Source organism: Rhodopseudomonas sp. P1 (assembly GCF_039642825.1).
In the GTDB taxonomy this organism is placed as follows: Bacteria; Pseudomonadota; Alphaproteobacteria; order Rhizobiales; family Xanthobacteraceae; genus Rhodopseudomonas; species Rhodopseudomonas palustris_H.
Window position 1 is genome coordinate 1,888,135 of sequence record NZ_CP088006.1, and the last position, 24,050, is coordinate 1,912,184.

Genomic DNA, 24,050 nt, shown 5'->3' on the forward strand with positions numbered 1-24,050 from the left:
TCTCAGCAGGCGGCTGTTCTGCTAGACTAAGGATATGAGCAGCGTCGAAGACATCGAGAGGGCTGTAGAGCAGCTGTCCGTCGAACAGCTGGCGCGGTTTCGTGCCTGGTTCGCCGAATACGATGCGGCCCGTTTTGATGAGCGCATCGAACGGGACGCCAGTGCCGGAAAACTGGACGAGCTTGCTGCCGAAGCTTTGGCAGAGCATCGTCATGGTCGCTCGCGCGAGCTGTGAGGCATCTGGCGAGCTCCAAATTTTGGGCCACCTATCGCGCGCTTCCGCAACCGGTCCGCGCGCTCGCCGATAAGAACTTCGCACTGCTGAAGGCCGATCCGGACCATCCCTCGCTGCACTTCAAGCGGGTAGGCCAGTTCTTCTCCGTCCGAGTTGGACTCCGCTATCGTGCCCTTGCGCTTCCTGTGGACGAGGGGATGCTGTGGTTCTGGATCGGCACACACGCAGACTATGACTCGCTCCTGAAGTGATAATGCGCCATGCCCCGCTTCGCCGCCAATCTCAGTTTGCTGTTCACCGAATACGCTTTCCTCGATCGCTTCGAGGCGGCTGCCAAAGCCGGCTTCACGGCCGTGGAGTTTCTGTTTCCGTATGAGCACGACCCGGATGCCATCGGCGAGCAGTTGCGCCGCTTCGAGCTGACTCAAGCAGTGTTCAACCTGCCGCCGGGTGATTGGGCTGCCGGCGAGAAGGGCTTTGGGGTGCTGCCCGACAGGTTCGACGAACTTCAGCGTAGCCTGCACACCGCGCTGCCTTATGCGCTCGCGACCGGGGTGAAGCGGCTGCATCTGCTCGCCGGCAATGCCGACCGCCGCGACGGCGCGGCCGCGCTGGCGTTTCGGCGGTCGCTGGCGGTCGCGGCGCACTTCTTTGCGCCGCACGGCATCGACGTGCTGATCGAGCCGCTGAATCATCGGGATGCGCCGGGTTACTTCCTCGACGATGTCGACCATGCTCACGCGCTTGTCTGTGAGATGGCCATTCCCAATCTGAAGCTGCAGTTCGACGTCTATCACTGCCAGATCCTGCACGGCGACGTCACCACGCGGCTGCGTGCGATGCTGCCGGTCATCGGTCATATTCAGGTCGCCAGCGTGCCGTCCCGGCATGAGCCGGACGACGAGGAGCTGAACTACCCCTTTCTGTTCGCCGAGCTCGATCGGCTCGGTTACGCCGGCTTCGTCGGCGCCGAATATCGGCCGCGCGGCAAGACCGAGGATGGCCTCGGCTGGTTCAAGCCGTAGCGCGCCGGAACCTGACGGCACCGCCAGCGCACGTCGGTTTGCTGCACTGCAATCAATCTGTCGTGACTGCTCGGCTGAAACCCCTCAACAGTGAGCGACCCCGCGGTTTGTCGCGTTGCTGCGGGCTGCGCGACGCTTGGCTAATTGCGCGGCTTTCGATAAATCAACAGAAAGGCCCCGCCGGGCAGGCGGCCTTTCCGTAACAAGAAGACCGGGACGACCCGACGAATGATCGCGCTGGTCCGCATCGCACTGAGCCGGCCCTACACGTTCGTGGTGTTGGCGCTTCTGCTGCTGATCGTCGGTCCGCTGGCGGCGCTGCGCACGCCGACCGACATTTTCCCTGAAATTCGTATCCCGGTTATCGGTGTCGTCTGGCAGTACACCGGCCTGCCGCCGGATCAGATGGCCGGACGTATCACGACGCCGTTTCAGCGCGCGCTCACCACTACGGTGAACGACATCGAGCACATCGTGGCGAACTCCTATGGCGGGTTCGGTATCGTCAAGATCTTCTTCCAGCCCAATGTCGACATCCGCACCGCGAATGCGCAGGTCACTGCGATCTCGCAGACGCTGCTCAAGCAGATGCCGCCCGGCGCCACGCCGCCGTTGATCCTGAACTACTCCGCCTCCACCGTGCCGATCCTGCAGTTGGCGCTGTCGGGCGAGGGGATGACGGAACAGAGCCTTGCCGACCTCGCGATCAATCAGCTCCGCACCCCGCTGGTGACCGTGCCCGGCGCGGCGATCCCATGGCCGTTCGGCGGCAAGCAGCGCCAGATCCAGATCGACCTCGATCCCAGCGCCCTGCAGGCGCGGGGACTGTCGGGGCAGGACGTCGCCAACGCGCTTGCCGCGCAGAATCTGATCACCCCGGTCGGCACCCAGAAGATCGGCGAGTTCGAATACATCATTCAGCTCAACAACTCGCCGCTGAAGATCGAGGAACTCGGCAATCTGCCGATCAAGGCGGTCGGCGGCGCGATGGTCTACATCCGCGACGTCGCCTCGGTGCGCGACGGCAACCCGCCACAGACCAACATCGTGCATGTCGACGGAAACCGCTCGGTGCTGATGATGGTGCTGAAGGCCGGCGCGGTGTCGACGCTCGATATCATTGCCGGCATCAAGCAGAAGATCGTCGACGTCAAAGATGCCATGCCGGAGTCGCTGAAGATCGCGCTGATCGGCGACCAGTCGGTGTTCGTCCGCGGCGCCATCACCGGCGTCGCCGTCGAGGGCGTGATCGCGGCGCTGCTGACCAGCGTGATGATCCTCTTGTTCCTAGGCAGCTGGCGATCGACCATCATCATCGCTGTGTCGATCCCGCTGTCGGTGCTCGGTGCCATCATCTGCCTGTCGGCGATCGGCGAGACGCTGAACATCATGACGCTCGGCGGCCTCGCGCTCGCGGTCGGCATCCTGGTCGACGACGCCACGGTGACGATCGAGAACATCAATTGGCACCTGGAGCAGGGCAAGGAGGTCGAGCCCGCGATCCTTGACGGCGCCAATCAGATCGTGACGCCGGCGTTCGTCTCGCTGCTGTGCATCTGCATCGTGTTCGTACCGATGTTCTTCCTGCAGGGCGTCGCTCGCTATCTGTTCGTGCCGATGGCCGAAGCGGTGATGTTCGCGATGGCCTGGTCATTTCTGCTGTCGCGTACGCTGGTGCCGACGATGGCCAAGTATTTGCTGAAGCCGCACGTCCATCACGACAGTCTCTCGGGCCGGAAGCCGTCGCGCAATCCGCTGGTGCGCTTTCAGCAGGCGTTCGAAGGCGTGTTCGCCAGGTTCCGTCACGGCTATGGCGATCTGCTGACGCTGGCGATGGGGCATCGCCGGGTGTTCGTCGCCGGCTTCCTCGGCGTGGTCGCGCTGTCGTTCGCGCTGGTGCCGTATCTCGGCCGCAACTTCTTTCCCTCGGTCGATGCCGGACAGATTCTGATGCATGTCCGCACCCAGGTCGGGACCCGGATCGAGGAGACCGCCAATCAGCTCGCCGAGGTGCAGAAGGCGGTCCGCAAGATCATTCCGCCGGATCAGATCGAGACCCTGACCGACAACATCGGCATGCCGACCTCGGGCATCAACCTCACCTACAACAACACCGGCGTGATCGGCACCCAAGATGCAGACATCCAGATCAAGCTGAAGGGTGAGCACCGGCCGACCGCGGAGTACGTGAAGATCCTGCGGGAGCAGCTGCCACGGCAGTTCCCGGGCATGACCTTCGCGTTCCTGCCCGCCGATATCGTCAGCCAGATCCTCAATTTCGGCGCGCCGGCGCCGATCGATCTGCAGATCCGCGGCGCCAATTTGCCGGCGAACTTCGATTACGCCGGTAAGCTGCTGGCCAAGATCAAACGTATCCCAGGTGTCGCCGATGCCCGCATCCAGCAATCGCCCAACAACCCGACCTTCAATATCGATGTCGACCGCACCCGCGCCCAATATGTCGGTCTGACCGAGCGTGACGTTACCAACAGCCTCGTCGTCAATCTGGCCGGTTCGTCGCAGGTGGCGCCGACCTATTATCTCAATCCCGAGAACGGTGTGTCGTATTCGATCGTGATGCAGACGCCGCAATATCACGTCGACTCGCTGAGCAAGCTCGAGACCATTCCGGTCTCGGCTTCCGGTGCAGCCACGGCAAGTGCGCCCATTCTCGGTGGCCTTGCCGAGATCAAGCGCTCCGCCGGCAATGCCGTGGTGTCGCAATACGACATCCAGTCGATCGTGCAGATCTTCGCTACCACTCAGGGGCGCGACCTCGGCGCAGTGTCGGCCGATATCCGCAAGGTGATCGACGAGACCAAGGCCGAGGTGCCGAAGGGCTCATCGGTCGTTTTGCTCGGCCAGGTCGAGACCATGAACAGCGCGTTCGCCGGGCTGCTGTTCGGCCTGCTCGGGGCGATCGTGCTGATCTATCTGCTGATCGTGGTCAACTTCCAGTCCTGGGCCGATCCGTTCGTGATCATCACCGCGCTGCCGGCGGCGCTTGCCGGCATTGTTTGGATGCTGTTCGCGACCGGCACTACGTTGTCGGTGCCGGCGCTCACAGGTGCGATCATGTGCATGGGCGTTGCCACCGCCAACAGCGTGCTGGTGATCTCGTTCGCGCGCGAACGCTATGCGGTGCTCGGCGATCCGGTGCAGGCCGCGCTGGAGTCCGGCTTTGTCCGATTCCGTCCGGTGCTGATGACGGCGCTGGCGATGATCATCGGCATGGCGCCGATGGCGCTCGGCCTCGGTGAGGGCGGCGAGCAGAACGCGCCGCTCGGCCGTGCCGTGATCGGCGGTCTGCTGTTTGCGACGTTCGCGACGCTGATGTTCGTGCCGGTGGTTTTCAGCATGGTTCACAAGAAACAGCCGGCGTCCGATGCCGCGCCCGCTCCGGAGATGTCGCATGCCCACTGATCAACCGCCGCGCAGATCCCGTCGCGGTCTTGGCATCGCCGGCGTGTTGCTGGCCTGTGGGGCGGTCGCGATCGTCGTCACCGGCATCAGCGCTCGCGAGAAGAGCAGTGCCGAGCTGCGGACCTGGACCGACGAGCAGGCGATCTCCAGCGTGGCGGTGACGCGGCCGGACGGCAAGGCGCCGACCACCACGCTCGATCTGCCGGGCCGGCTGGAGGCGTATTCGCGCGCGCCGATCTACGCGCGCGTCTCCGGCTACGTGAAGAGCTGGAGCGCCGATATCGGCGCCAAGGTGAAAGCCGGTGAAGTGATCGCCGAGATCGAGGCGCCGGACCTCGATCAGCAATTGCTGCAGGCCCGTGCCGATCTCGCCAGCCAGCAGGCAAGCGCGAAGCTGTCGGAAGCGACGCTGAACCGCCGCAAGACGCTGGTGGCCTCGAACTTCGTCTCGGCGCAGGAGATCGACGAACGCACCGCGGATCTTGCCGCCAAGAAAGCTGCGGTGAACTCCGGCCAGGCCAATGTCGAACGGCTCGAAGCGCTTGCCGGCTATAAGAAGATCACCGCGCCGTTCGACGGCATCGTCACCGAGCGCAACACCGACGTCGGTGCGCTGATCAACGCCGGCTCCAGCTCGGGGCCGGCGATGTTCGTAGTGTCGGATATCGCCAAGCTGCGCGTCTATGTCAACGTGCCACAGAACTACGCGCCGCTGGTGCGGATCGGCGGCAAGGCCGTGATCGCGTTGCCGGAATATCCGGGCCGCACCTTCCCGGCGACGGTTGAAGCGTCCTCGCAGGCGGTGGACGTCGCCTCCGGCACGATGCGGATTCAACTTGGGCTCGACAACGCCAAGGGCGAACTGTTGCCGGGCGGCTTCGCCAATGTGAAGCTCGCGCTGGCTCGCGATCAGGCGCCGCTTCACATTCCGGCTTCTGCGCTGATCTTCAACCGCAGCGGGCTGCGTGTTGCGACGGTTGGCCCGGACGATCGTGTCCAGCTCAAGCCCGTCACCATCGCCCGCGACCTTGGCCGCGAGATCGAGCTGTCGGCCGGTCTCACCGCCGACGACCGTATCATCATCGCGCCGCCGGACGGCATCGCCAACGGTGAGAAGGTGCGCGTGGTGGCCGACGATGCAGCCAAGGCAGGGAAGCCGACGGCGTCGGAGAAGCAGGACGTGAAGGGGTAGGGCGCTTGCGTCCCATCCCGCACTTTTGGGATTGGACAAGCCCTCTGCCCGTCATCGCGAGGAGCGCAGCGACGAAGCAATCCAGCCCGGTGCACGGCGTCCCTGGATTGCTTCGCTTCGTTCGCAATGACGTAGATGGGGTGTGGCTCGGTCGCTCTGAAGGCCTGAACTAACCGGCGTTCCGCCATTCCAGTACGCCATCGGCTGCGGTGGCGATCGTTCCACGCGTGCCGACCAGGCTGCGGTCCATATCGGTCAGGAACGCCAGCGTCGCCTGGTCCTGCGCCGGCACACGCGCCAGCGCGCGGGCGCCGTCAGCGGTGCGCAGCATCACCACGCCATGCTGGACCTCGCCGCGACCGTCATAGATCACCGTAAACGTCTCGACCGTGCCGTCACCGCTAGCCTCGGTGACGAAGCGTGGCACGGCGCCATAGGCCGCGTCGGCCTTCGCCTGCACGCTGATGTCCTCGCTCAGCGGCTGCTGCGGCGGGGTGCGCGAAACGATCAGACCGTGGTGCTTGGTGACGAAACCGCCCTGGCCGTACAGCAGGCCGAGCTTGGCGCCGTCGCGCAGGCGGCGAACCATCGCGCAGGCGGCATGGGTCATATAGGTGTTGAGCGGCGCTCCGAAGAAGGTGAGGCCGCCGGTCACCGTCGGCTCGACGTCGTCGCCGAGACCGAGCGTGCGCCGCGCCATCTTCGGTACCACCGGGAAGCACGAGTACAGCTCGATCGCGTCGAAGGCGCGGCCGTCGCCGCCCACCATCGCCTTGATGGTCTCCAGCACCGCGTTCTGAGCGTGGCTCTGCACGAACTGATCGCGGGCGAGATAATCACGCGGCTCTTCGGCGGATGCGCCGCCGTGGATGTAGATCAGCTTGTCCTCGGGAATGCCGGCTTCGCGCGCCTTGGCCAGCGAGGTCAGCAGCACCGCGGCGCCGAGATTGACGCTCGGATTGGCGACCATCAGCTTGGTGTAGGGCCAGGCGATCAGCCGATTGTCGGACGAAGGCGTGGTGATCTCGTTCGGTGCGAAGCCGCGTTTGATCCAGGCGTTCGGATTGCGCGCCGCTGCGGCCGCGTAGCGCGACCATAGCACGCCGGATTCGTCGAGCGCCTGCTGCGGTGTCTGCCCCCAATGCGCCGCAGTGGCGGCCTCATACAACGGATACACCGTGATCGGCCGAGCGACCCCGAGGGTCGAGGCGATCGGCTGCTGGAACGCCGCGCCGCGCTTCGGCTCGGGCGCATCGTGGGCGAACGGCGTCCACGGCAGGTCGATCTTTGCCCTTGCGGCCTTGGTCGCGGTTGACTGCGCCTCGGCGCCGCAGACTACGGCGACCTGAGCTTCGCCGCGGGCGATCCGCAGTGCGGCTTCATGGATGAAACGGATCGGGCTCTCGCCGCCGACCGGTCCGTAGAAACAGTGACGCGGCGCGATGCCGAGCCGCGTCGCGAGTTGTTCGGCCGGCGCGTGATAGCGCCAGCTCAGGAAGTTGACGATGTCGAGCGAGTCGATCTGTGGCAGCAGGCTCGCGGCGCTGTCGTTGCCGGCGCGTTGCATGGCGGCTTCGAGCAGCGCCAGCGGCTCCAGCCCTTGCGCGATGTCCTTGGGGTGGTCGGCGATTTCGCCGACACCGGCGATGACGGGAATGCGTTCGGGCGGGAGCGTGGTCGGCATTTCTTGCTTCTTATTGATCGAAGGTTGGTGAGGGTGTCGTTAGAACGCGGTGTAGCCGCCGTCGATCACGAAAGTATCGGCGGTGTGATACGACGACGCCTTGCTCATCAGATACACGGCGATGCCGCCGAAGTCTTCCGGCTCGCCGAACCGCCGCACCGGAATCCGCGGCATCACATTGGCGACGAACTTGTCGTTGCCCATGATGCCCGCGGTCATATCGCTCTTGATCCAGCCCGGCAGGATCGCATTGGCGGTGACGCCATAGCGCGCGAGTTCGACCGCCAGCGCGCGCACCAGCGCATTGATCGCCGCCTTGGTGGCTGCGTAGTGCTCGTTGCGCGCGGTGCCGAAGATCGAGGCGAGGCTCGAGGTTGCCACCAGCCGGCCGAACGGATCGCCGTCGGCAGCGCGCTCGGTCATGTGCCGCGCTGCTGCCTGGAAGGCGTGGAAGACGCCGTCGAGATTGGTGGCGAACATCGAGCGCCACTGCTCCTCGGTGCGGTCGATGAAAGCCTGCCGGCCGCCGCCGCCGATGCCGGCATTGGCGAAGCAACCATCGACACGGCCGAACGCCTTCAGCGTCGCATCCATCGCGGCCTTCACCGAAGCCGGATCGGTAACGTCGCAGATCTGAGCTTCGACCTTGCCGGGCGCGTTCGCCATGGTGGCGAGGGCAGCGTGATTCTTGACCGCGTTACGACCCCAAATCGAGACGTTGCAGCCCGCCGCGGCCAGCGCCTGGGCCATGCCGAGGCCGATACCACCGTTGCCCCCGGTGACGACCGCGACGCGGCCGCTCAGATCGAAAATGCTCATCCAGCGTTTCCATTTTTGTTTGTTGCGCGCTACACCGTGCGGGCCGGGCACGCGCTGTGATCGATGCAGGACCATGGACAAGCGCGTCGCAAAAATCAAATATGGCCTCACGTCGTGAAGCCCTTCCACAGCGCGGAATAACCGCGAACCGATAGCGCGAGGAAACAATGCAGTTCAAACACGTCACGCTCGATTTCGACGGTCCCGTTGCGATCCTGAAACTCGATCATCAGGAATTGATGAACGCGGTGTCGATCGACATGCTCGGCGGACTCGGCGAAGCGCTCGACGCGATCGAAGACAAGCGCGCGGAAGTGCGCTGCCTGGTGATCACCGGTGCCGGCCGGGCGTTCTGCACCGGCGCGAATCTGCAGGGCCGCAACTCCGGCAACAACATGAGCCAGAGCGGCAAGGGTGCCGGCGCCGCGCTGGAGACCGCCTTCCATCCGTTCCTGCGCCGGCTGCGCAAGCTGCATTGCCCGATCGTCACCTCGGTGAACGGTCCGGCCGCGGGCGCCGGCATGAGCTTCGCGCTGATGGGCGACATGATCCTGTGCGCCAAGTCGTCGTACTTCCTGCAGGCGTTCCGCCGTATCGGCCTGGTACCGGATTGCGGCTCGACCTGGCTGCTGCCGCGGCTCGTCGGTAAGGCGCGCTCGGTCGAGCTGTCGCTGCTTGGCGAGAAGCTGCCGGCCGACAAGGCGCAGGAATGGGGCCTCGTCAATCGCGTCTATGAGGACGCCGAGCTGTGGACCGAAACCATGAAGCTCGCCCAGGATCTCGCCAACGGCCCGACCGTGGCGCTGTCGCTGATCCGCAAGATGTACTGGGACTCGCCGGAGAACTCGTTCGAGGAGCAGCTCAACCTCGAATTCGAATGCCAGCGCGTCGCCGGCTCCACCGACGACTTCAAGGAAGGCGTCGGTGCGTTCCTCGAAAAGCGTCCGGCGCAGTTCAAGGGCAAATAAGCCCGACATGGCATCTGCAGCTATTGCCGACGCGCTGACGCAAAGCGTGATCGGTTGGTGCGCTGGCGCGACCGGCATTCGCGATCTCGCGCAGCTCTCGGGCGGCGCGAGTCAGGAGACTTGGTCGTTCGTGATCGAGCGGCCGGACGGCGACGTCGCGGCGGTCCTGCGCCGCTCGCCGCCGGGCTATGGCAGCGTTTCCGGACGTGCCGCGGGTCTCGATGTCGAAGCCGAACTGATGCGGCTCGCCTATGAGGCCGGCGTGCCGTCGCCGCAGGTGCTGCACGTCCTCACCGAAGCCGACGCCCTCGGCGCCGGCTTCGTGATGCGGCGTGTCCATGGCGAAACCATCCCCCGCAAGATCCTGCGGGATGCGGAGTTTGCCGCAGCACGCCCGAAGCTGGCGCGCCAGATCGGTTCGATCCTCGCCGGTCTGCACGGGATCGACAGCGCCGCGCTGCCGCCGCTGCGGACGATCAGCTCGACCGAAGAGATCGGCCTGTTGCGCGACGACTATCGCTCGTACGATTGGCCGCGGCCGGTGTTTGAACTGGCGCTGCGCTGGCTCGCCGATCATGATCCCGGCGTGTCGAAAGCGATCACCTTGGTGCATGGCGATTTTCGCCACGGCAATCTGATCATCGGTCCCGACGGCGTGCGCGCCGTGCTGGATTGGGAGCTGGCGCATCGCGGCGATCCGATGGAGGATCTCGGCTGGATCTGCGTGAATTCCTGGCGGTTCGGCGAGATCGACAAACCGGTCGGCGGGCTCGGCTCGCGCGAGGAGATGTTCGCCGGCTACGAAGCCGGGGGCGGCCATGTCGACGAGGCGCGGGTCAAGTTCTGGGAAGTGATGGGCACGCTGCGCTGGGGCATCATGTGCTGCGGCATGATGCGGCGGTTCCGGGAAGACCCGGATCATTCGATGGAGCGCGCGATGATCGGTCGACGCTCGTCCGAAACCGAGATCGATCTGCTGCGGCTGCTGGCGCCGCGCAACTAATCATTCAGCGAGGCAGCGATGCAGGACGAACCGAGGCCGGACGAACTGATCAAGGCGGTGGCGGACTTTCTGCGCGAGCAGATCGTTCCGCAGATTTCAGGCCATGCCGCATTCAAGCTGCGGGTCGGCATCAACGCGCTCGATCTGGTGACGCGGCAACTGGCGCTATCGGACGAAAGCGACGCCGAAGAACACGCCAGCCTGCGCGCGCTGCTCGGCCACGACGGCTCGCTGTTCAACCTCAACGCCGAGCTCGCCGACCGTATCGCCACCGGCTCGGTCGACCTGTCGACGCCCGGCGTCAAGGACCATCTGTGGCGCACCACGCTGGCCAAGCTGGCCGTCGACCAGCCGAACTATGCGAGCTATCGGCGGGAGTTGGAACAGAAGTAGCGGATGACGTGGTGCAACGGCCACGGAGTTGCTACGGCCGACGCCCATCGTTCGTCATTCCGGGGCGCGCGTAGCGCGAGCCCGGAATCCATAACCCCTGTGCCATCGTCTTACTAACGGCGTCGATCTCCCGCCGCGCCAGTGCCACCAATGCTGCGGCGTAGGGATTCCGGGTTCGCGAGCTGCGCTCGCGCCCCGGAATGACGAACGAGAGGTGATCCTTCGTCATTGCGAGCGAAGCGAAGCAATCCAGCGTCGTGCACGGGGCTGGATTGCTTCGTCGCTGCGCTCCTCGCAATGACGAAAGAGGATGCGCGGCGAACGACCTACTTCCCTTGCCAGTTCGGCGCGCGCTTTTCCGAAAACGCTTTCGGGCCTTCGATGTAGTCCTGCGACGCCACCATCGCCTTGACTGCCGGGTAGTCGCGCTGTTCGGCGATGGCTTGGGGCAGCGACACGTCGAGGCCGCGCATCAGGGTTTGCTTCGAGGCGCGGATCGACATCGGCGAGTTTTTGCAGATCGTCTCGGCCCAGCGCTCGGCGGCGGCGAGCGCTTCGCCTTGTGGCACGACTTCGTTGACGAAACCGAGTTCCAGGCCCTCGCGGGCGGGGACGTGACGGGCGGTGAGGATCATGCCCATCGCGCGCTTGAGCCCGATCTGGCGGGGGAGGCGGTGCAGACCGCCGGCGAGGGCGGCGAGGCCGACGCGCGGCTCAGGCAGCGCAAAGGTGGCGTTCTCCGCCGCGATGATCAGATCGCAGGCGAGCGCGATCTCGAAGCCGCCGCCCATCGCCACGCCGTTGACCGCGGCGATGATCGGCTTGTCGCAATCGAACCGGGAGGTCAGTCCGCCGAAGCCGCTCTCGCCCCAGCCGCGCTTGCCGCCACTCGCCTGCCACTTCAGATCGTTGCCGGCGCAGAACGCCTTGTCGCCGGCGCCGGTGACGATCGCCACCCACTGCTCGGGATCGGCGGCGAACTCGTTGAACACGCCTTCGAGTTCGTAGTGCGCGTCGGTATGCAGCGCGTTGTAAACTTCCGGCCGTGACAGCGTGACGATGGTAATCGGGCCTTTGCGGGTAACGGTGGAGAATTGCAGCGCCATCGGCGTTTCCTTTTTTCGTTGGACAGAATTGGTGCGGCTGAAGCGCGCTTGACTTGTCGTGTGCGGCGCATGTTAATCGGTCGCTTAACAAGATCAACAACAACACGAAGACTGTGGGAGCACGCCTTGGATTTTTCTCTGCCGCCCGATCTGGTCGCCTATCTCGCCGAGCTCGATCGCTTCATCGAGTCCAAGATCAAGCCGCTGGAGCAGGCGGACGACAACATCCGCTTCTTCGATCATCGCCGCGAATGGGCGCGTACCGATTTCGAACATGGCGGGCTGCCGCGTCACGAATGGGAAGAGCTGCTACGCAAGGCGAAGAACCTCGCCGACGACGCCGGCCATCTTCGCTTCGCGGTTCCGAAGCGCTATGGCGGCCAGGACGGCACCAATCTCTGGATGGCAGTGATCCGTGAACACTTCGCCGCCAAGGGGCTCGGCCTGCACAACGATCTGCAGAACGAACATTCGATCGTCGGCAATTTCCCGATCGTCAAGATGTTGGATCTGTACGGTACGCCGGACCAGAAGGCGATGATCGACGGCTCGATCACCGGCAAGTATCGCATCACGTTCGGCTTGACCGAGCCAGACCACGGCTCGGACGCGACCCATATGGAGACGCGTGCGGAGGAGGCGACGCGCGACGGCAAGAAGGGCTGGGTGATCAACGGCGAGAAGATGTGGACGACCGGTATGCACGTCGCCACGCATTGCGCGCTGTTTGCCCGCACCGCCGGCAAGGACGGTGACGCGCGCGGCATCACCTGCTTCCTGGTGCCGGCCGATGCGCCAGGCGTGAAGGTCGAAGAGTATTTGTGGACCTTCAACATGCCGACCGACCATCCGCGGGTGTCGTTCAAGGATGTATTCGTCACCGAGGATGCGGTGTTTGGCGAGGTCGGCCGCGGCCTGTCGCTGGCGCAGTGCTTCGTGCACGAGAACCGCATCCGCCAGGCAGCCTCGTCGCTCGGCGCTGCGGTGTTCTGCATCAACGAGAGCGTCAAATACGCGCGTGAGCGCAAGCCGTTCGGCGAGGAGCTGGCGCGCAACCAGGCGATTCAATTCCCGCTGGTCGAGCTCGCCACCCAGGCCGAGATGCTGCGCCTCTTGATCCGCAAGACCGCGTGGGAGATGGATCAGATGACCCAGGCCCAGGTCGAGCACACGCTGTCCGACAAGGTGTCGATGTGTAACTATTGGGCGAACCGGCTGTGCGGCCAGGCGGCCGATCGCGCCATTCAGGTCCACGGCGGCATCGGCTATTCGCGCCACAAACAGTTCGAGCACATCTACCGCCACCACCGCCGCTATCGCATCACCGAAGGCAGCGAGGAAATCCAGATGCGGAAGGTGGCGGGCTTCCTGTTCGGCTACATGGGCGCGAACAAGCGATAGATATCTGTAGAGTGGGCACGCTTCGCGTTGCCCACCCTCCGGCGCTACACGCAGAACCTCTCCGTCGTCATTCCGGGGCGCGCGAAGCGCGAGCCCGGAATCCATATTCCCTGGCTTTGCCGTGTCAGTAGGTGTTTGCCACGCGGTGGCCTAACGCGACCACTGTGGTTATGGATTCCGGGTTCGCGAGCTTCGCTCGCGCCCCGGAATGACGAACGTGAGGGATGTGCGCCGGGCTTTGGCGACGTAGCGTCGCCGTCCGATGTGGCTGCGCTCAGTTCACCTGCCGGTCCTTGCCGCTCCAATACGGATCGCGGAGCTGGCGGCGGAGTATCTTGCCGGATGCGTTGCGGGGCAGGGCCGGGATGAAGTCGATCGACTTCGGCGTCTTGTAGCCGGCGATGCGGGTGCGGGTGAAGCCGATGATGTCCTGCGCGGTCGCTTCCTTGCCGGGCTTCATCACCACCACGGCCTTGACCGACTCGCCCCACTGATCGTCGGGCACGCCGACCACCGCGACTTCGGCGACGTCCGGGTGATCGCAGATCGCGCTCTCGACCTCGGCCGGATATATGTTCTCGCCGCCGGAGATGATCATGTCCTTGATGCGGTCATGGATATAGACGTAGCCGTCCTCGTCCATGTAGCCGGCATCGCCGGTGCGCAGCCAGTTGTCGTCGTCGATCGTCTTCTTGGTGGCGTCGGGGAGATTCCAGTAGCCCACCATGTTGGAGCCGGAGCGGGTGGCGATCTCGCCGACCTGCCGCGGCGGCAGCGGCTTGCCGTCAGGATCGAGGATCGCGATCTCGACGCCGGGCAGCGCCTTGCCGGCCGAGCGCATCCGCTCCAGGCCCTCGACGTGATCCTCCGGCGGCAGCGCCACGATGGTGCCGGTGGTCTCGGTCATGCCGTACATCTGCACGAAGCCGCATTTGAAGACCTCGATGCACTCCTTCAGCAGCGCCGCCGGGATCGGGGAAGCGCCGTACAGCATGTATTTCAGCCGCGAGAAATCGACCTCGCGGGCGCGCGGCTGCCGTACCACGAATTGCATCGCGGCCGGCACCATGAACAGCTTGGTGATGCCGGACTGCTCGAAGAAATCGAGCACTTTGGTCGGATCGAATTCACGCGCGATCACACCCTTTGCGCCGTGATAGACCCCCATCATGCCCCAGCCGGAGCCGCCGATGTGGAACGCCGGCATCGCCACCAGCGACACGTCGTCGGGCGTCCAGGTGTTCCACTCCGGCTTGTTGTCCTGGCCGGCGCGGACCAGTGACAGGAAGTTGGCGTGACTGAGCATCGCGCCTTTCGGCTTGCCGGTGGTGCCGGAGGTGTAGAGCTGGATCGCGATGTCTGACGGCGCGATCGCGACCTGCGGATCATCGCCCGGTTGCGCGTCGCGCCATTTGGTGAAGTCCTGCCACTCCGGCGCGCCGCCTTCGGTGGTAATGATATGGCGCACGCTCGGGATCTGGTCCTTGAGGCCGCGGACCTGATCGACGAATTCCGGGCCGACGAAGAGGATCGCCGCCTTGCAGTCTTCGACGATGTAGGCGATCTCCGGCCCTGCGAGGCGCCAGTTCACCGGCGCCATCACCGCCTTGGCCTTGATCGCGCCACTCCACAGTTCGAAATAGATGTCGCTGTTCTTGCCGAGATAGGCGATGCGCTCGTTCGGCTGCACACCGGAGGCCTGCAGTGCGCGGGCGACCTGGTTGGTGTGGCGATCGAAGTCGGCAAAGGTGCTGATGCGGCCTTCGAACTCGTAGGCGATCTCGTTGCCGCGGGTCTTGGCCTGCGCACGGATGACGTCGGCCAGCGTGGCCGGCTCGGCTGCCTCGGACATTGTCTCTCCCTTGGATATTGTTAGTTCGTTGCTTGTTGTTTACACGAAGTCTGCCGCGCTTCGGCTGCAAACACAAGCGGGAGGGAATGTCCCGGGGATGATGAACGTGCGGCCTGGGAGGCCAATGGCGCCGCTTGCAAAGCACAAGAGCTGCGCAGCACAAGATGGTCATCGCCCGGCTTGTGCGGGCGCCCCAGTATTGCAGGGCGTTCGTGGTTAGCCGCTGACGCCCTGAAATACTGGATCCCCCGCATAAGCGGGGGATGACGTCGTCGTTAGTTGGTTCGTGCGTGCGATCCGAGCTTTCTACCCCCGCTGCGCGCGGTCCTTCTCGTTTTGGGCCTTGATCGAGGCCTTGGCGTTTTCCCAATCGTCGTTGCTCCAGTCGCGGAGCTGGTAGAAGTTGCCGCCCATCGCGAGGCCCTGCGCGCCGTCCATGGCGATGGTTTCGCCGCTGATCCAGTCGCAACCGCCGGAGATCAGGAAGGTCGCGAGGTTCTGCAGCTCTTCCATGGTGCCGACGCGGCCCATCGGGTTCATCTTGATGGTGCGGGCGCCGGCTTCGTCGCCCGGTTTGATCCGCTTGCTCATGCCTTCGGTCGGAATTTCGCCCGGCGCAATGGTGTTGAGGCGGATGCCGTATTTGCCCCATTCGGTGGCGAGCGACATCGTCATGGCGTGGATCGCCGACTTGCTCATCGCCGACGGCACCACATAGGGGCTGCCGTTGCGCACCCAGGTGGTGGTGATCGACACCACGTTGCCGCGGTGGCCGCCGGCGATCCAGCGCTTGCCGACCGCATGGGTGACGTAGAACGTGCCGTGCATCACGATGTTGGCGACGGCGTCGAAGCCGCGCGGGCTGAGATCCTCACTCCGCGAGATGAAATTTCCGGCCGCGTTGTTGATCAGGTCGGTGAGCGGCCCGCTCTCGAAGATGGTCTCGACCATATGGTCGACCGCCGCGGCGTCGCGGATATCGACGCCATAGGTCATCACCTTGCCGCCGTACTGATCCATCAGTTCGGTCGCGGTCTCGTCGCACACGCCCTTGCGACGGCCGCAGATGTGCACTTCGGCGCCGAGCTGCAGGAAGCGCGCCGCCATCGCCTTGCCGAGGCCGGTGCCGCCACCGGTGACGAGGATGCGACGGCCGGCGAGAAGCTGATCTGTGAACATGAAGAAAACCGCCCGGAAAAGTTGAAGCTGATCGTTAATTAGGCGATTGACTAAATCCCGACAACGCTTTTCTGTAGCGCCGCAACGCAAAACAAAATGGAGAATGTCCCGATGAGCGACCGCGTTTCGGTGACGATCACGGACGGTGTCGCCGATGTCCGCCTGGTGCGCGCGGACAAGATGAATGCGCTCGACGCCGCAATGTTCGAGGCTTTGGTGAAGACCACCGAGCGCTTGGCGAACGAGAAGGGCGTGCGCGCCGTGGTGCTATCCGGCGAGGGTAAGGCGTTCTGCGCCGGCCTCGACATGGGACGTTTCGCCGCGATGAAGGAAAGCGGTGGCAACGGAATTCCGGGAGGCGAATTTCGCGACCTGACCAAGCGCACGCACGGCCAGGCCAACGCCGCGCAGCAGGCGGTGTGGGGTTGGCGGATGCTGCCGGTGCCGGTGATTGCTGCGGTGCACGGTGTCGCGTTCGGCGGCGGCTGTCAGCTCGCGCTCGGTGCCGACATCCGGCTGATGGCGCCGGAGGCCAAGATGTCGATCATGGAAATCAAATGGGGCCTGGTACCCGACATGGCCGGCACGCCGATCCTGGCGACGCTGCTGCGCGACGACGTGCTCCGCGAACTGACCTACACCGGACGGATCGTGGCGGCACAGGAGGCAGTGAGCATCGGCCTCGCCACCAAGATCGTCGACGACCCGTACCAAGCCGCGCTGGAGATGGCGCGCGAGATCGCCGGCAAGAATCCGGACGCGGTGCGTGCCGCCAAGCGGATGATGAACAAGCTCTCGGTCGATCCCGGGCCGGCGCTGCTCGCCGAAAGCGTCGAACAGCAGAAGCTGATCGGTTCGCCGAACCAGACCGAAGCGGTGCGCGCGAATATGGAAAAGCGCGCGCCCAACTTCATCGACGCATAGCGCTACGCGGCAAATACATAACTTATCGAGGGGACGCCGCGCGCATCGCGCGGCGTCTTCGCGTATAAGCGCCGCATCATCGCGCTGCAGCGTGCGGTCATCATCGCACGCTGCGGCCAACCCCGACTCGAGAATCGGAGAGTAACAATGTCCGAGAACCAGCTTTATCACGGCATCATTTCCGGCGACCGCCGCCGCAGCTTCGACGAAGTGAACGCGCGCGTCGCAACCATCGCCGGTGGCCTGCAGGCGCTCGGGTCAAGCCCGGCGACTGCGTCTGCGTGCTGATGCGCAACGACATCGCCTTCATGGAAGCGGTGTATGGCGTGATGACGCTCGGCGCCTATGCGGTGCCGGTGAACTGGCATTTCAAGCCGGAGGAAGTCGGCTACATCATCGGCGATTCCGCCACGCGGGTGCTGATCGGCCACGCCGACCTGTTGCATAGCGTCGCCTCCGCGATTCCGGCCGACCTCACGGTTCTCAGCGTGCCGACGCCGCCGGAAGTGATCGCCAACTACAAGATCGCGCCGGATCATCTATCGCCGCCGACCAATGCAATCGATCTCGACGGCTGGCTGGCGCAGCAGAAGCCGTATGACGGCCCGGCGCTGCCGCAACCCCAGAACATGATCTACACCTCCGGCACCACCGGCCATCCGAAGGGCGTCAAGCGGTTCGCGCCGACGCCGGAGCAGGCGGCGCATGCTGAAAAGATGCGTGCGACGATCTACGGCCTCAAGCCGCAGGTGCGGGCGCTGTGCCCCGGCCCGCTGTATCACTCCGCCCCGAACTCGTTTGGCATCCGTGCCGGCAAGCTCGGCGGCGTGCTGGTGCTGATGCCGCGCTTCCACCCCGAAGAGTTCTTGGCGCTGGTGCAGGAGCACAAGATCGACACCGTATTCATGGTGCCGACGATGTTCATTCGGCTGATGAAGCTGCCGGCGGAGGTGCGTGCCAAGTACGACGTCTCGTCGCTGCGCCATGTCATCCACGCCGCCGCGCCATGCCCCGCCGACGTCAAGCGCGCGATGATCGAGTGGTGGGGGCCGGTGATCTATGAGTTCTACGGCTCGACTGAATCCGGTGCGGTGACGTTTGCGACGTCCGAAGACGCGCTGAACAAGCCCGGCACCGTCGGCAAGATTGCGCACGGCGCTGAACTGAAATTCATCGACGATGACGGCAACGAAGTGCCGCAGGGCGAGATCGGCGAGATCTTCTCGCGGATCGCCGGCAATCCGGACTTCACCTATCACAACAAGCCTGAGAAGCGCGCCGAGATCGACCGTGGCGGCTTCATCACCTCCGGCGACGTCGGCTATCTCGACGACGACGGCTACGTCTTCATCTGCGATCGCAAGCGCGACATGGTGATCTCCGGCGGCGTCAACATCTACCCGGCCGAGATCGAGGCGGCGCTGCACGCCGTGCAGGGTGTGCACGATTGCGCGGTGTTCGGCATTCCGGATGCTGAGTTCGGCGAAGCGCTGATGGCGATGCTCGAGCCGCAGCCTGGCGTGACGCTCGACGAAGGCTTCATCCGCTCGCAGCTCAAGCTGGCGCTGGCCGACTACAAGGTGCCCAAGCACATCAAGATCATGCCGGAGCTGCCGCGCGAGGATTCCGGCAAGATCTTCAAGCGCCGCCTGCGCGATCCGTATTGGGCGAACGCCGGCCGGGTGATCTAGCAGCAGTTCTGTCTCTGACGGAATCCGGCCGGCGCGTTGCGCCGCCATGCCATGAGGCTCCGCCGTGTTGCGCCTTGGCGGCGGAGCTCCAAGTTCACCGACATGAGACGAGTCTAGCTCGCGGCGCTCTTGCGTTCAGGGCCGGCCTCGTCTTCGGCCGGCTGATGATCGGCGCGGCCGAGGGCGGCGCGGACCAGGCGAGCCAGATCGGCTCGGCGGAACGGCTTCGATAGCAGCAGCACGCCGGGGTCGAGCCGGCCGTGATGCATGATGGCATTCTCGGTGTAGCCTGATGTGTACAGCACCTTCACCGGCCGCAGCCGCGCCACCGCGTCGGCGAGCTGCCGGCCGTTCATGCCGCCCGGCATGATGATGTCGGTGAGCAGCAAATCGAACGGCGTACCGCGCCGCACTTCCGCCAGCGCTGCGGTGCCGTCCGCGGCCGGGATGGTGCGATAGCCGAGGCCGCGAAGCTGCGCGAGTGCGAAGTTGCGCACCAGTTCGTCGTCTTCGACCAGCAGGATGGTTTCGGTGCCGCCTTCGATCGGCGTGATCGACGGCAGGGCATCGACGTCGGAATCGGCGCGGGGCAGGTACAGCCGGATCGTGGTGCCGTGCTGTTCCTCGCTGTAGATCTGGATGTGGCCGTTCGACTGTTTGACGAAGCCGTACACCATGCTCAGCCCGAGGCCGGTGCCCTTGCCGACGCTCTTGGTGGTGAAGAACGGCTCGAATGCTTTCTCCAGAACGTCGGGCGTCATGCCGGCGCCGGAGTCGCTGACTGCGATCATCACATAGCGGCCCGGCTTCACCTCGGGGTGATGTTCGGCGTAGTCGTCGTCGAGCATCACGTTGGCAGTCTCGAACAGCAGCTTGCCGCCGCCCGGCATCGCGTCGCGGGCGTTGACGGCGAGGTTGAGCAGTGCCGACGATAGCTGCGACGGATCGATCAGCGCCGGATCGACCGCCGGATCGAGCCGAACGTCGATGTCGATGTGCTCGCCGATGGTCGGCCGCAGCAGCTGCTTGATGTTCGACACCACGGTATTGACGTCAATGTTGCGCGGCTGCAGCGGCTGCTTGCGGGCGAAGGCGAGCAGCTGACGGGTGAGGTCTGCGCCGCGCTCGGCGGCCTGGTCGATCATTTTGGCGATGGTGACGAGGTCGGGCCGGTCGGCCAGCTCTTCGAGCAAGATCTCGGCGGTGCCGCTGATCACCGTCAGCATATTGTTGAAGTCGTGCGCAACGCCACCGGTGAGCTGACCGATCGCCTCCAGCTTCTGCGATTGGTGCAGCCGCCGTTCGGTCTCCTTCAATTCGGAGACGTCGCTGAACACCACGACCGCGCCGCTGATCGTGCCGTCGGCTTCGCGGATCGGCCGCGCGTTGCCGGAGACATCGACAATCTTGTCGCTGCCGAGCACATGGACGACGAACTCGAAGCGATCGATCGGCTCGCCGCGCATCGCCCGCCGCCCGGGACGCTGATCCACCTCGAGCGGCGTGACGCCGTCGGCGAGGAACGACTCGACCGAAGTCTCCCAGGTCGGGCCCGTGATCCCGGTGGGCGAGGTGCGCAGCGCTACCGCGGCGGGGTTCTCATAGACGATCACCCCTTCGGTATCGACCAGCAGCACGGCCTCGGCCATCGCATTCATGATCGATTCGAAAATCTCCTTCTCGCGGCGGAGCGCCGCGGTCTTCTCGCGCGACTCCTGCATCGTCGAAGAGAACGCCTGGGCCAGCACTCCGATCTCACCGCCGGCGTTGCGCGGCAGCGTGAGCGGCCCGCCGCCACTGAGGCTTTCGACCGCACGGGTCATCTCCGAGAGCGGCCGCGCCAAGCTGCGGGCGAACGTCACCGCCAGCACGATCGCCACCAGCACGGCGAAGCTGCCACCGACAAGGGTGGACTTCCCCCACGCCAGCATCGGGCCGCGGATCATGTCGTGCTCGGCGATCGCTTCAACCAGCGCCAAAGGCGTCTCGGTGCCGGCGTTCACATGCTGATAGGCGACGCCGAACCGACGGCCGTCGCGGCTCTCGATCACGGCCGGAGTCCAGCGGTCGGTCGCCAGCGCCTCGGCCAGCGCGGGAAAATCCTGCTCCAAGGTGGAGGAGAAGCCGATCGCTAGGCCGCCCCGAGAAGCGTCCGGGTGGAACAAGTAGTGTCCCTTGTCGTCGACGACATAGATCTTCGACGCCGCCAGTACCGGGTCTTTCAGCCGCTCGAACGGCCTGCTCAGGTCGATCGTCGCGGCCAGAACGCCGAACCGCGCGCCTTCGTCACTGAACACCGGGGTGACGACGCGAATGATGGGACGCAGCGCCGGTGCGTCCTGCTGTGGAGCTTTGGCGGACGGCTCCTCGATAAGCTCGAACTCGACAGTGGAGATCAGCATCTCGCCGTCTTTGGCCGACATGCCGAGCTCGATAATCTCGCGGCCGCCGGCGAATGCTAACTGGTCGTCGGGAACGATACGAATCTTGCCGTTGGCCAGACGTTCGACACGGACGATGTCGCGGCTCTGGTTGGCGACGCCGATCAGGCGGTAGCGTGCGAAGTCCGGCTTGTTCTCCAGTTCTAGCGCGAGGCGGCGGCCGATGCGTTCGCGCCATTGTGGCAGGTTCTCGCCGCCGGCAACGGTCTTCGACGGGTCGAGGCTGAGTTCGATCAGCTCGTCAATGCCAATAATGTGGCGGAAGCCCATCAGGTCGGCGGTGGCGCCGTTGACGAGATGGGACAGCTCTCGCGCCTGCCAGCTCGCATTGGCATTGAGTCCGGCCAGCGTCCGCTCAATCGCCACCGGCGCGATATTGCGATAGCCGAGATAGCCGACCCCGATTGCGGTCAGCATTGCCGTCGACATCACCAAGATCGCCAGTCTGGTCGAAAGCGTCAGCCCCTTGCGCAACGTGCCACCCTCCTAGGTTGTAACCCTAGGCATGGCTTCGGCAGCGCCGCAACGATGCGAGGCAAATAAGCTAAGTTTTCTTTGGATAGTTACAGAGTTGTGAGTTCATGTGGCGGGAACCGGGAATTAGCAGCGGCGATTTTGGTATCCAAATCCAGATCAGCTCGCGGGCGGATCGGACAATTCAGCAAGTAGTGCGTTCTCGGCCTGACTGGGGCTGTGTTCCTTGTGACGCAAGAGATGAAACGCGCGATGCGGCAGATCGAATCGCTGGCTGTGCAACGTGCCGGCGGCCAGTGATGGCGCGGCGACGAGCGCAGAGATCGCGGTGGCGCAGTCAGAACTTTCGACTGCGGCGCGGACCGCTTCGTTAGAGGGCAATTCCAGCCGCACATCGAGATCGGACAGCGCCAGTCCGCCGCGCTGCAGCGCAGCTTCAAACATCGCGCGCGTGCCCGAGCCGCGTTCGCGCAGCACCCAGCCGGTGGTGGTGAGCTTGGCGGTCGTCAGCCGCGGCAGTGTGCGCCACGGATGGTCGCGTCCGACCACGATCACCAGATCGTCGCCGCCGATCGGCGTGACATTCAGCAGCGGATCGGCGACCTCGCCTTCGACCAGGCCGAGATCGGCGCGGCCTTCGCGCACCGCCGCGGCGACCTGTTCGGTGTTGGCGATCGTGAGCTGCTGCGTGATGCCGGGATAACGCTGCCGGAAGCGCAGCAGCCGCTGCGGCAGCCAGTAGTTAGCGACGGTTTGGCTGGCGGCGACGCTGAGCGAACCTCGCTTCAGCCCGGCGATGTCGTCGAGCGCCTGTGCGGCGGCGCGGGCGCGGGCAAGCACGGCGCGGGCTTCGCCGAGGAAGTCGCGACCGGCTTGCGTGAGCACGATGCCGCGGCCGATGCGGTCGAACAGCTTGACCCCGTGACGTGCTTCCAGCGCGGCGATTGCCGCGCTGGTGGCCGATTGGGTGAGGTTCAGTCCGCTCGCGGCGCGGGTCATGTGCTGTTGTTCTGCGACCGCGATGAAAATGCGGAGTTGTTCCAGTGTCATCCGTGCCATCCTGTGAGTTTGATCAGCGCCAGCGAGAAGCCGGCGATGAACAGCGACGCGGTGAGGCCGAGCAGGGCGGGCCGCAGGCCGCGCGCGGCAAGTTTGCGCAAATCGGTCTCCAGTCCCATTGCCGCCAGCGCCATCGACAAAAGGAAACCGGTGATCGCCACGATCCAGCTCTTGACCTCGTGCGGGATGGCGACGAACTGGTTGACGCCGATCATCGCCACGAAGCCGAGCACAAACCATGGCATCGGTGGCGTTGCGGCGTGGTCGCCGGCGGGCTGATGCTTGGCGCGGAAGCGGGCCAGCATGCCAAGCGCGATCACCAGCGGCGCCAGCATCATCACCCGAGCCAGCTTGGCGATGGTGCCGAATTCACCGGCGCGCTGGCCGCCCTGGAAGCTCGTCGCCACCACCTGGGCGATCTCGTGGATGGAGGCGCCGCTCCATAGCCCGAAGCCGTGAGCATCGAGATTGAACGTCGCCTGCAGCAGCGGATAGCCGACTATCGCCAAGGAGCCGAACACGGTGACACAGGCGACTCCATAGGCGACGTCCTCGTCATCGGCGCGGGTCACGGTGTTGGTGGCGATGATCGCAGAGGCGCCGCAGATCGACGTGCCGGCGGCGATCAGTTCGGCGAGCTTGCGGTCGACGCCGAGCACGCGACCGAACCACACCGTGAACCAGAAGGTGGCGAGCAGCGTCGCGGCGATGATCGCAAGGCCTGCGCCGCCGACCTCGATCAGCTGAGCGGTGGTGAGCTGCAGGCCGAGCAGGATGATGGCGAAGCGCAGCACCCGTCGCAGGCTGAACGTGACTCCCGGCACCGCCCAGGACGGCGTGCCGATGGCATTGTGGCCGACGATCCCGATCAGGATTGCCAGCAGCATCGGGCTGATACCGGGCATACCCGGAATGGCATGCAGGCCGACGGCGGCGGTTGCGATTGCGGCGGTCACCGCCACCCCTGGGGCAATCGCCGCAAGATGTCGCCCGAGGTGGGCGGCGCGAGGATGGCGGGGGTGCGGATTCGGTTGGGCATCTGTGATCAGGCTCATGGATCGGCTCCTTGTTGGCCAATCCATTGCGGTTCCAGATCAATCAATCAAACAGATTGTTATTTTCAAAGCAATCGATTTAATCGATTAATCTGTTGGCGGCCTCCACCCAGGGTCCCTTCTCTC

The 24,050-nt window shown here is 64.8% G+C and carries 17 protein-coding genes and 1 pseudogene; 10 read left to right on the forward strand and 8 right to left on the reverse strand.

The window, feature by feature from the left end; translation table 11 throughout:
• Positions 1–34: 34 nt before the first annotated feature.
• The 4 genes from LRC39_RS08795 (at position 35) to LRC39_RS08810 (ending at position 5,875) form a co-directional block, all read left to right on the forward strand.
• Complete coding sequence (locus tag LRC39_RS08795; RefSeq protein WP_107354920.1) at positions 35–235, forward strand: hypothetical protein; 201 nt, start codon at positions 35–37, stop codon at positions 233–235.
• Positions 236–495: 260 nt separating this feature from the next.
• On the forward strand, positions 496–1,260 hold the full coding sequence (otnI, locus tag LRC39_RS08800; protein ID WP_346296974.1) for a 2-oxo-tetronate isomerase: 765 nt from the start codon (positions 496–498) through the stop codon (positions 1,258–1,260).
• A gap of 228 nt (positions 1,261–1,488) precedes the next feature.
• The gene (locus LRC39_RS08805; RefSeq protein ID WP_346296975.1) at positions 1,489–4,683 is read left to right on the forward strand and encodes an efflux RND transporter permease subunit; all 3,195 of its coding nucleotides are present in this window, start codon (positions 1,489–1,491) and stop codon (positions 4,681–4,683) included.
• Positions 4,673–5,875, forward strand: coding sequence for an efflux RND transporter periplasmic adaptor subunit (locus tag LRC39_RS08810; RefSeq protein WP_346296976.1), 1,203 nt, complete (start codon positions 4,673–4,675; stop codon positions 5,873–5,875). The genes LRC39_RS08805 and LRC39_RS08810 overlap by 11 nt, the downstream gene beginning before the upstream one ends.
• A gap of 169 nt (positions 5,876–6,044) precedes the next feature.
• Here LRC39_RS08810 and LRC39_RS08815 read toward each other — a convergent pair whose 3' ends face one another.
• Both LRC39_RS08815 and LRC39_RS08820 read right to left on the reverse strand, forming a co-directional pair.
• Complete coding sequence (locus LRC39_RS08815) at positions 6,045–7,559, reverse strand: acetyl-CoA acetyltransferase (RefSeq protein ID WP_346296977.1); 1,515 nt, start codon at positions 7,557–7,559, stop codon at positions 6,045–6,047.
• Between the two features lie 39 nt (positions 7,560–7,598).
• Positions 7,599–8,378 carry an SDR family NAD(P)-dependent oxidoreductase gene (locus LRC39_RS08820; RefSeq protein WP_011157263.1) on the reverse strand — a complete coding sequence of 260 codons (780 nt, stop codon included), beginning with the start codon at positions 8,376–8,378 and terminating at the stop codon, positions 7,599–7,601.
• Between the two features lie 167 nt (positions 8,379–8,545).
• On the opposite strand from LRC39_RS08820, the gene LRC39_RS08825 reads away from it, so the two are divergent.
• From LRC39_RS08825 to LRC39_RS08835, 3 genes are read left to right on the forward strand one after another with little or no spacing between them, the layout of a single operon-like run.
• On the forward strand, positions 8,546–9,346 hold the full coding sequence (locus tag LRC39_RS08825) for an enoyl-CoA hydratase/isomerase (protein WP_346296978.1): 801 nt from the start codon (positions 8,546–8,548) through the stop codon (positions 9,344–9,346).
• Between the two features lie 7 nt (positions 9,347–9,353).
• Complete coding sequence (locus LRC39_RS08830) at positions 9,354–10,349, forward strand: phosphotransferase family protein (RefSeq protein ID WP_346296979.1); 996 nt, start codon at positions 9,354–9,356, stop codon at positions 10,347–10,349.
• Positions 10,350–10,367: 18 nt separating this feature from the next.
• On the forward strand, positions 10,368–10,742 hold the full coding sequence (locus tag LRC39_RS08835; RefSeq protein ID WP_346296980.1) for a DUF6285 domain-containing protein: 375 nt from the start codon (positions 10,368–10,370) through the stop codon (positions 10,740–10,742).
• A 326-nt stretch (positions 10,743–11,068) separates the two neighbouring features.
• On the opposite strand, the gene LRC39_RS08840 is transcribed toward LRC39_RS08835, so the two are convergent.
• On the reverse strand, positions 11,069–11,848 hold the full coding sequence (locus LRC39_RS08840; RefSeq protein WP_107354928.1) for an enoyl-CoA hydratase-related protein: 780 nt from the start codon (positions 11,846–11,848) through the stop codon (positions 11,069–11,071).
• A gap of 126 nt (positions 11,849–11,974) precedes the next feature.
• Between LRC39_RS08840 and LRC39_RS08845 the strand changes: the two genes are divergently transcribed.
• Positions 11,975–13,249, forward strand: coding sequence for an acyl-CoA dehydrogenase family protein (locus LRC39_RS08845; RefSeq protein ID WP_346296981.1), 1,275 nt, complete (start codon positions 11,975–11,977; stop codon positions 13,247–13,249).
• Positions 13,250–13,523: 274 nt separating this feature from the next.
• On the opposite strand, the gene LRC39_RS08850 is transcribed toward LRC39_RS08845, so the two are convergent.
• Both LRC39_RS08850 and LRC39_RS08855 read right to left on the reverse strand, forming a co-directional pair.
• A complete protein-coding gene (locus tag LRC39_RS08850; protein ID WP_346296982.1) occupies positions 13,524–15,101 on the reverse strand; it encodes a fatty acid--CoA ligase in 1,578 nt (525 codons plus the stop codon).
• Between the two features lie 306 nt (positions 15,102–15,407).
• A complete protein-coding gene (locus LRC39_RS08855; RefSeq protein ID WP_107354931.1) occupies positions 15,408–16,280 on the reverse strand; it encodes an SDR family oxidoreductase in 873 nt (290 codons plus the stop codon).
• Positions 16,281–16,391: 111 nt separating this feature from the next.
• Between LRC39_RS08855 and LRC39_RS08860 the strand changes: the two genes are divergently transcribed.
• Together LRC39_RS08860 and LRC39_RS08865 are read left to right on the forward strand one after the other, a co-directional pair.
• Complete coding sequence (locus tag LRC39_RS08860) at positions 16,392–17,204, forward strand: crotonase/enoyl-CoA hydratase family protein (RefSeq protein WP_346296983.1); 813 nt, start codon at positions 16,392–16,394, stop codon at positions 17,202–17,204.
• 147 nt (positions 17,205–17,351) lie between these two features.
• Positions 17,352–18,895, forward strand: a pseudogene (locus LRC39_RS08865) (acyl-CoA synthetase).
• Positions 18,896–19,008: 113 nt separating this feature from the next.
• On the opposite strand, the gene LRC39_RS08870 reads toward LRC39_RS08865, so the two are convergent.
• The 3 genes from LRC39_RS08870 to LRC39_RS08880 all read right to left on the reverse strand — a co-directional run bounded on the left by LRC39_RS08870 (position 19,009) and on the right by LRC39_RS08880 (position 23,924).
• Positions 19,009–21,810 (reverse strand): ATP-binding protein, encoded by a 2,802-nt coding sequence (locus tag LRC39_RS08870; protein ID WP_346296984.1) that lies wholly within the window; start codon positions 21,808–21,810, stop codon positions 19,009–19,011.
• Positions 21,811–21,969: 159 nt separating this feature from the next.
• Positions 21,970–22,860, reverse strand: a complete 891-nt coding sequence (locus tag LRC39_RS08875) for a LysR family transcriptional regulator (RefSeq protein WP_346296985.1) — start codon at positions 22,858–22,860, stop codon at positions 21,970–21,972.
• A complete protein-coding gene (locus LRC39_RS08880; protein ID WP_346296986.1) occupies positions 22,857–23,924 on the reverse strand; it encodes a YeiH family protein in 1,068 nt (355 codons plus the stop codon). The genes LRC39_RS08875 and LRC39_RS08880 overlap by 4 nt, the downstream gene beginning before the upstream one ends.
• Positions 23,925–24,050: the final 126 nt, after the last annotated feature.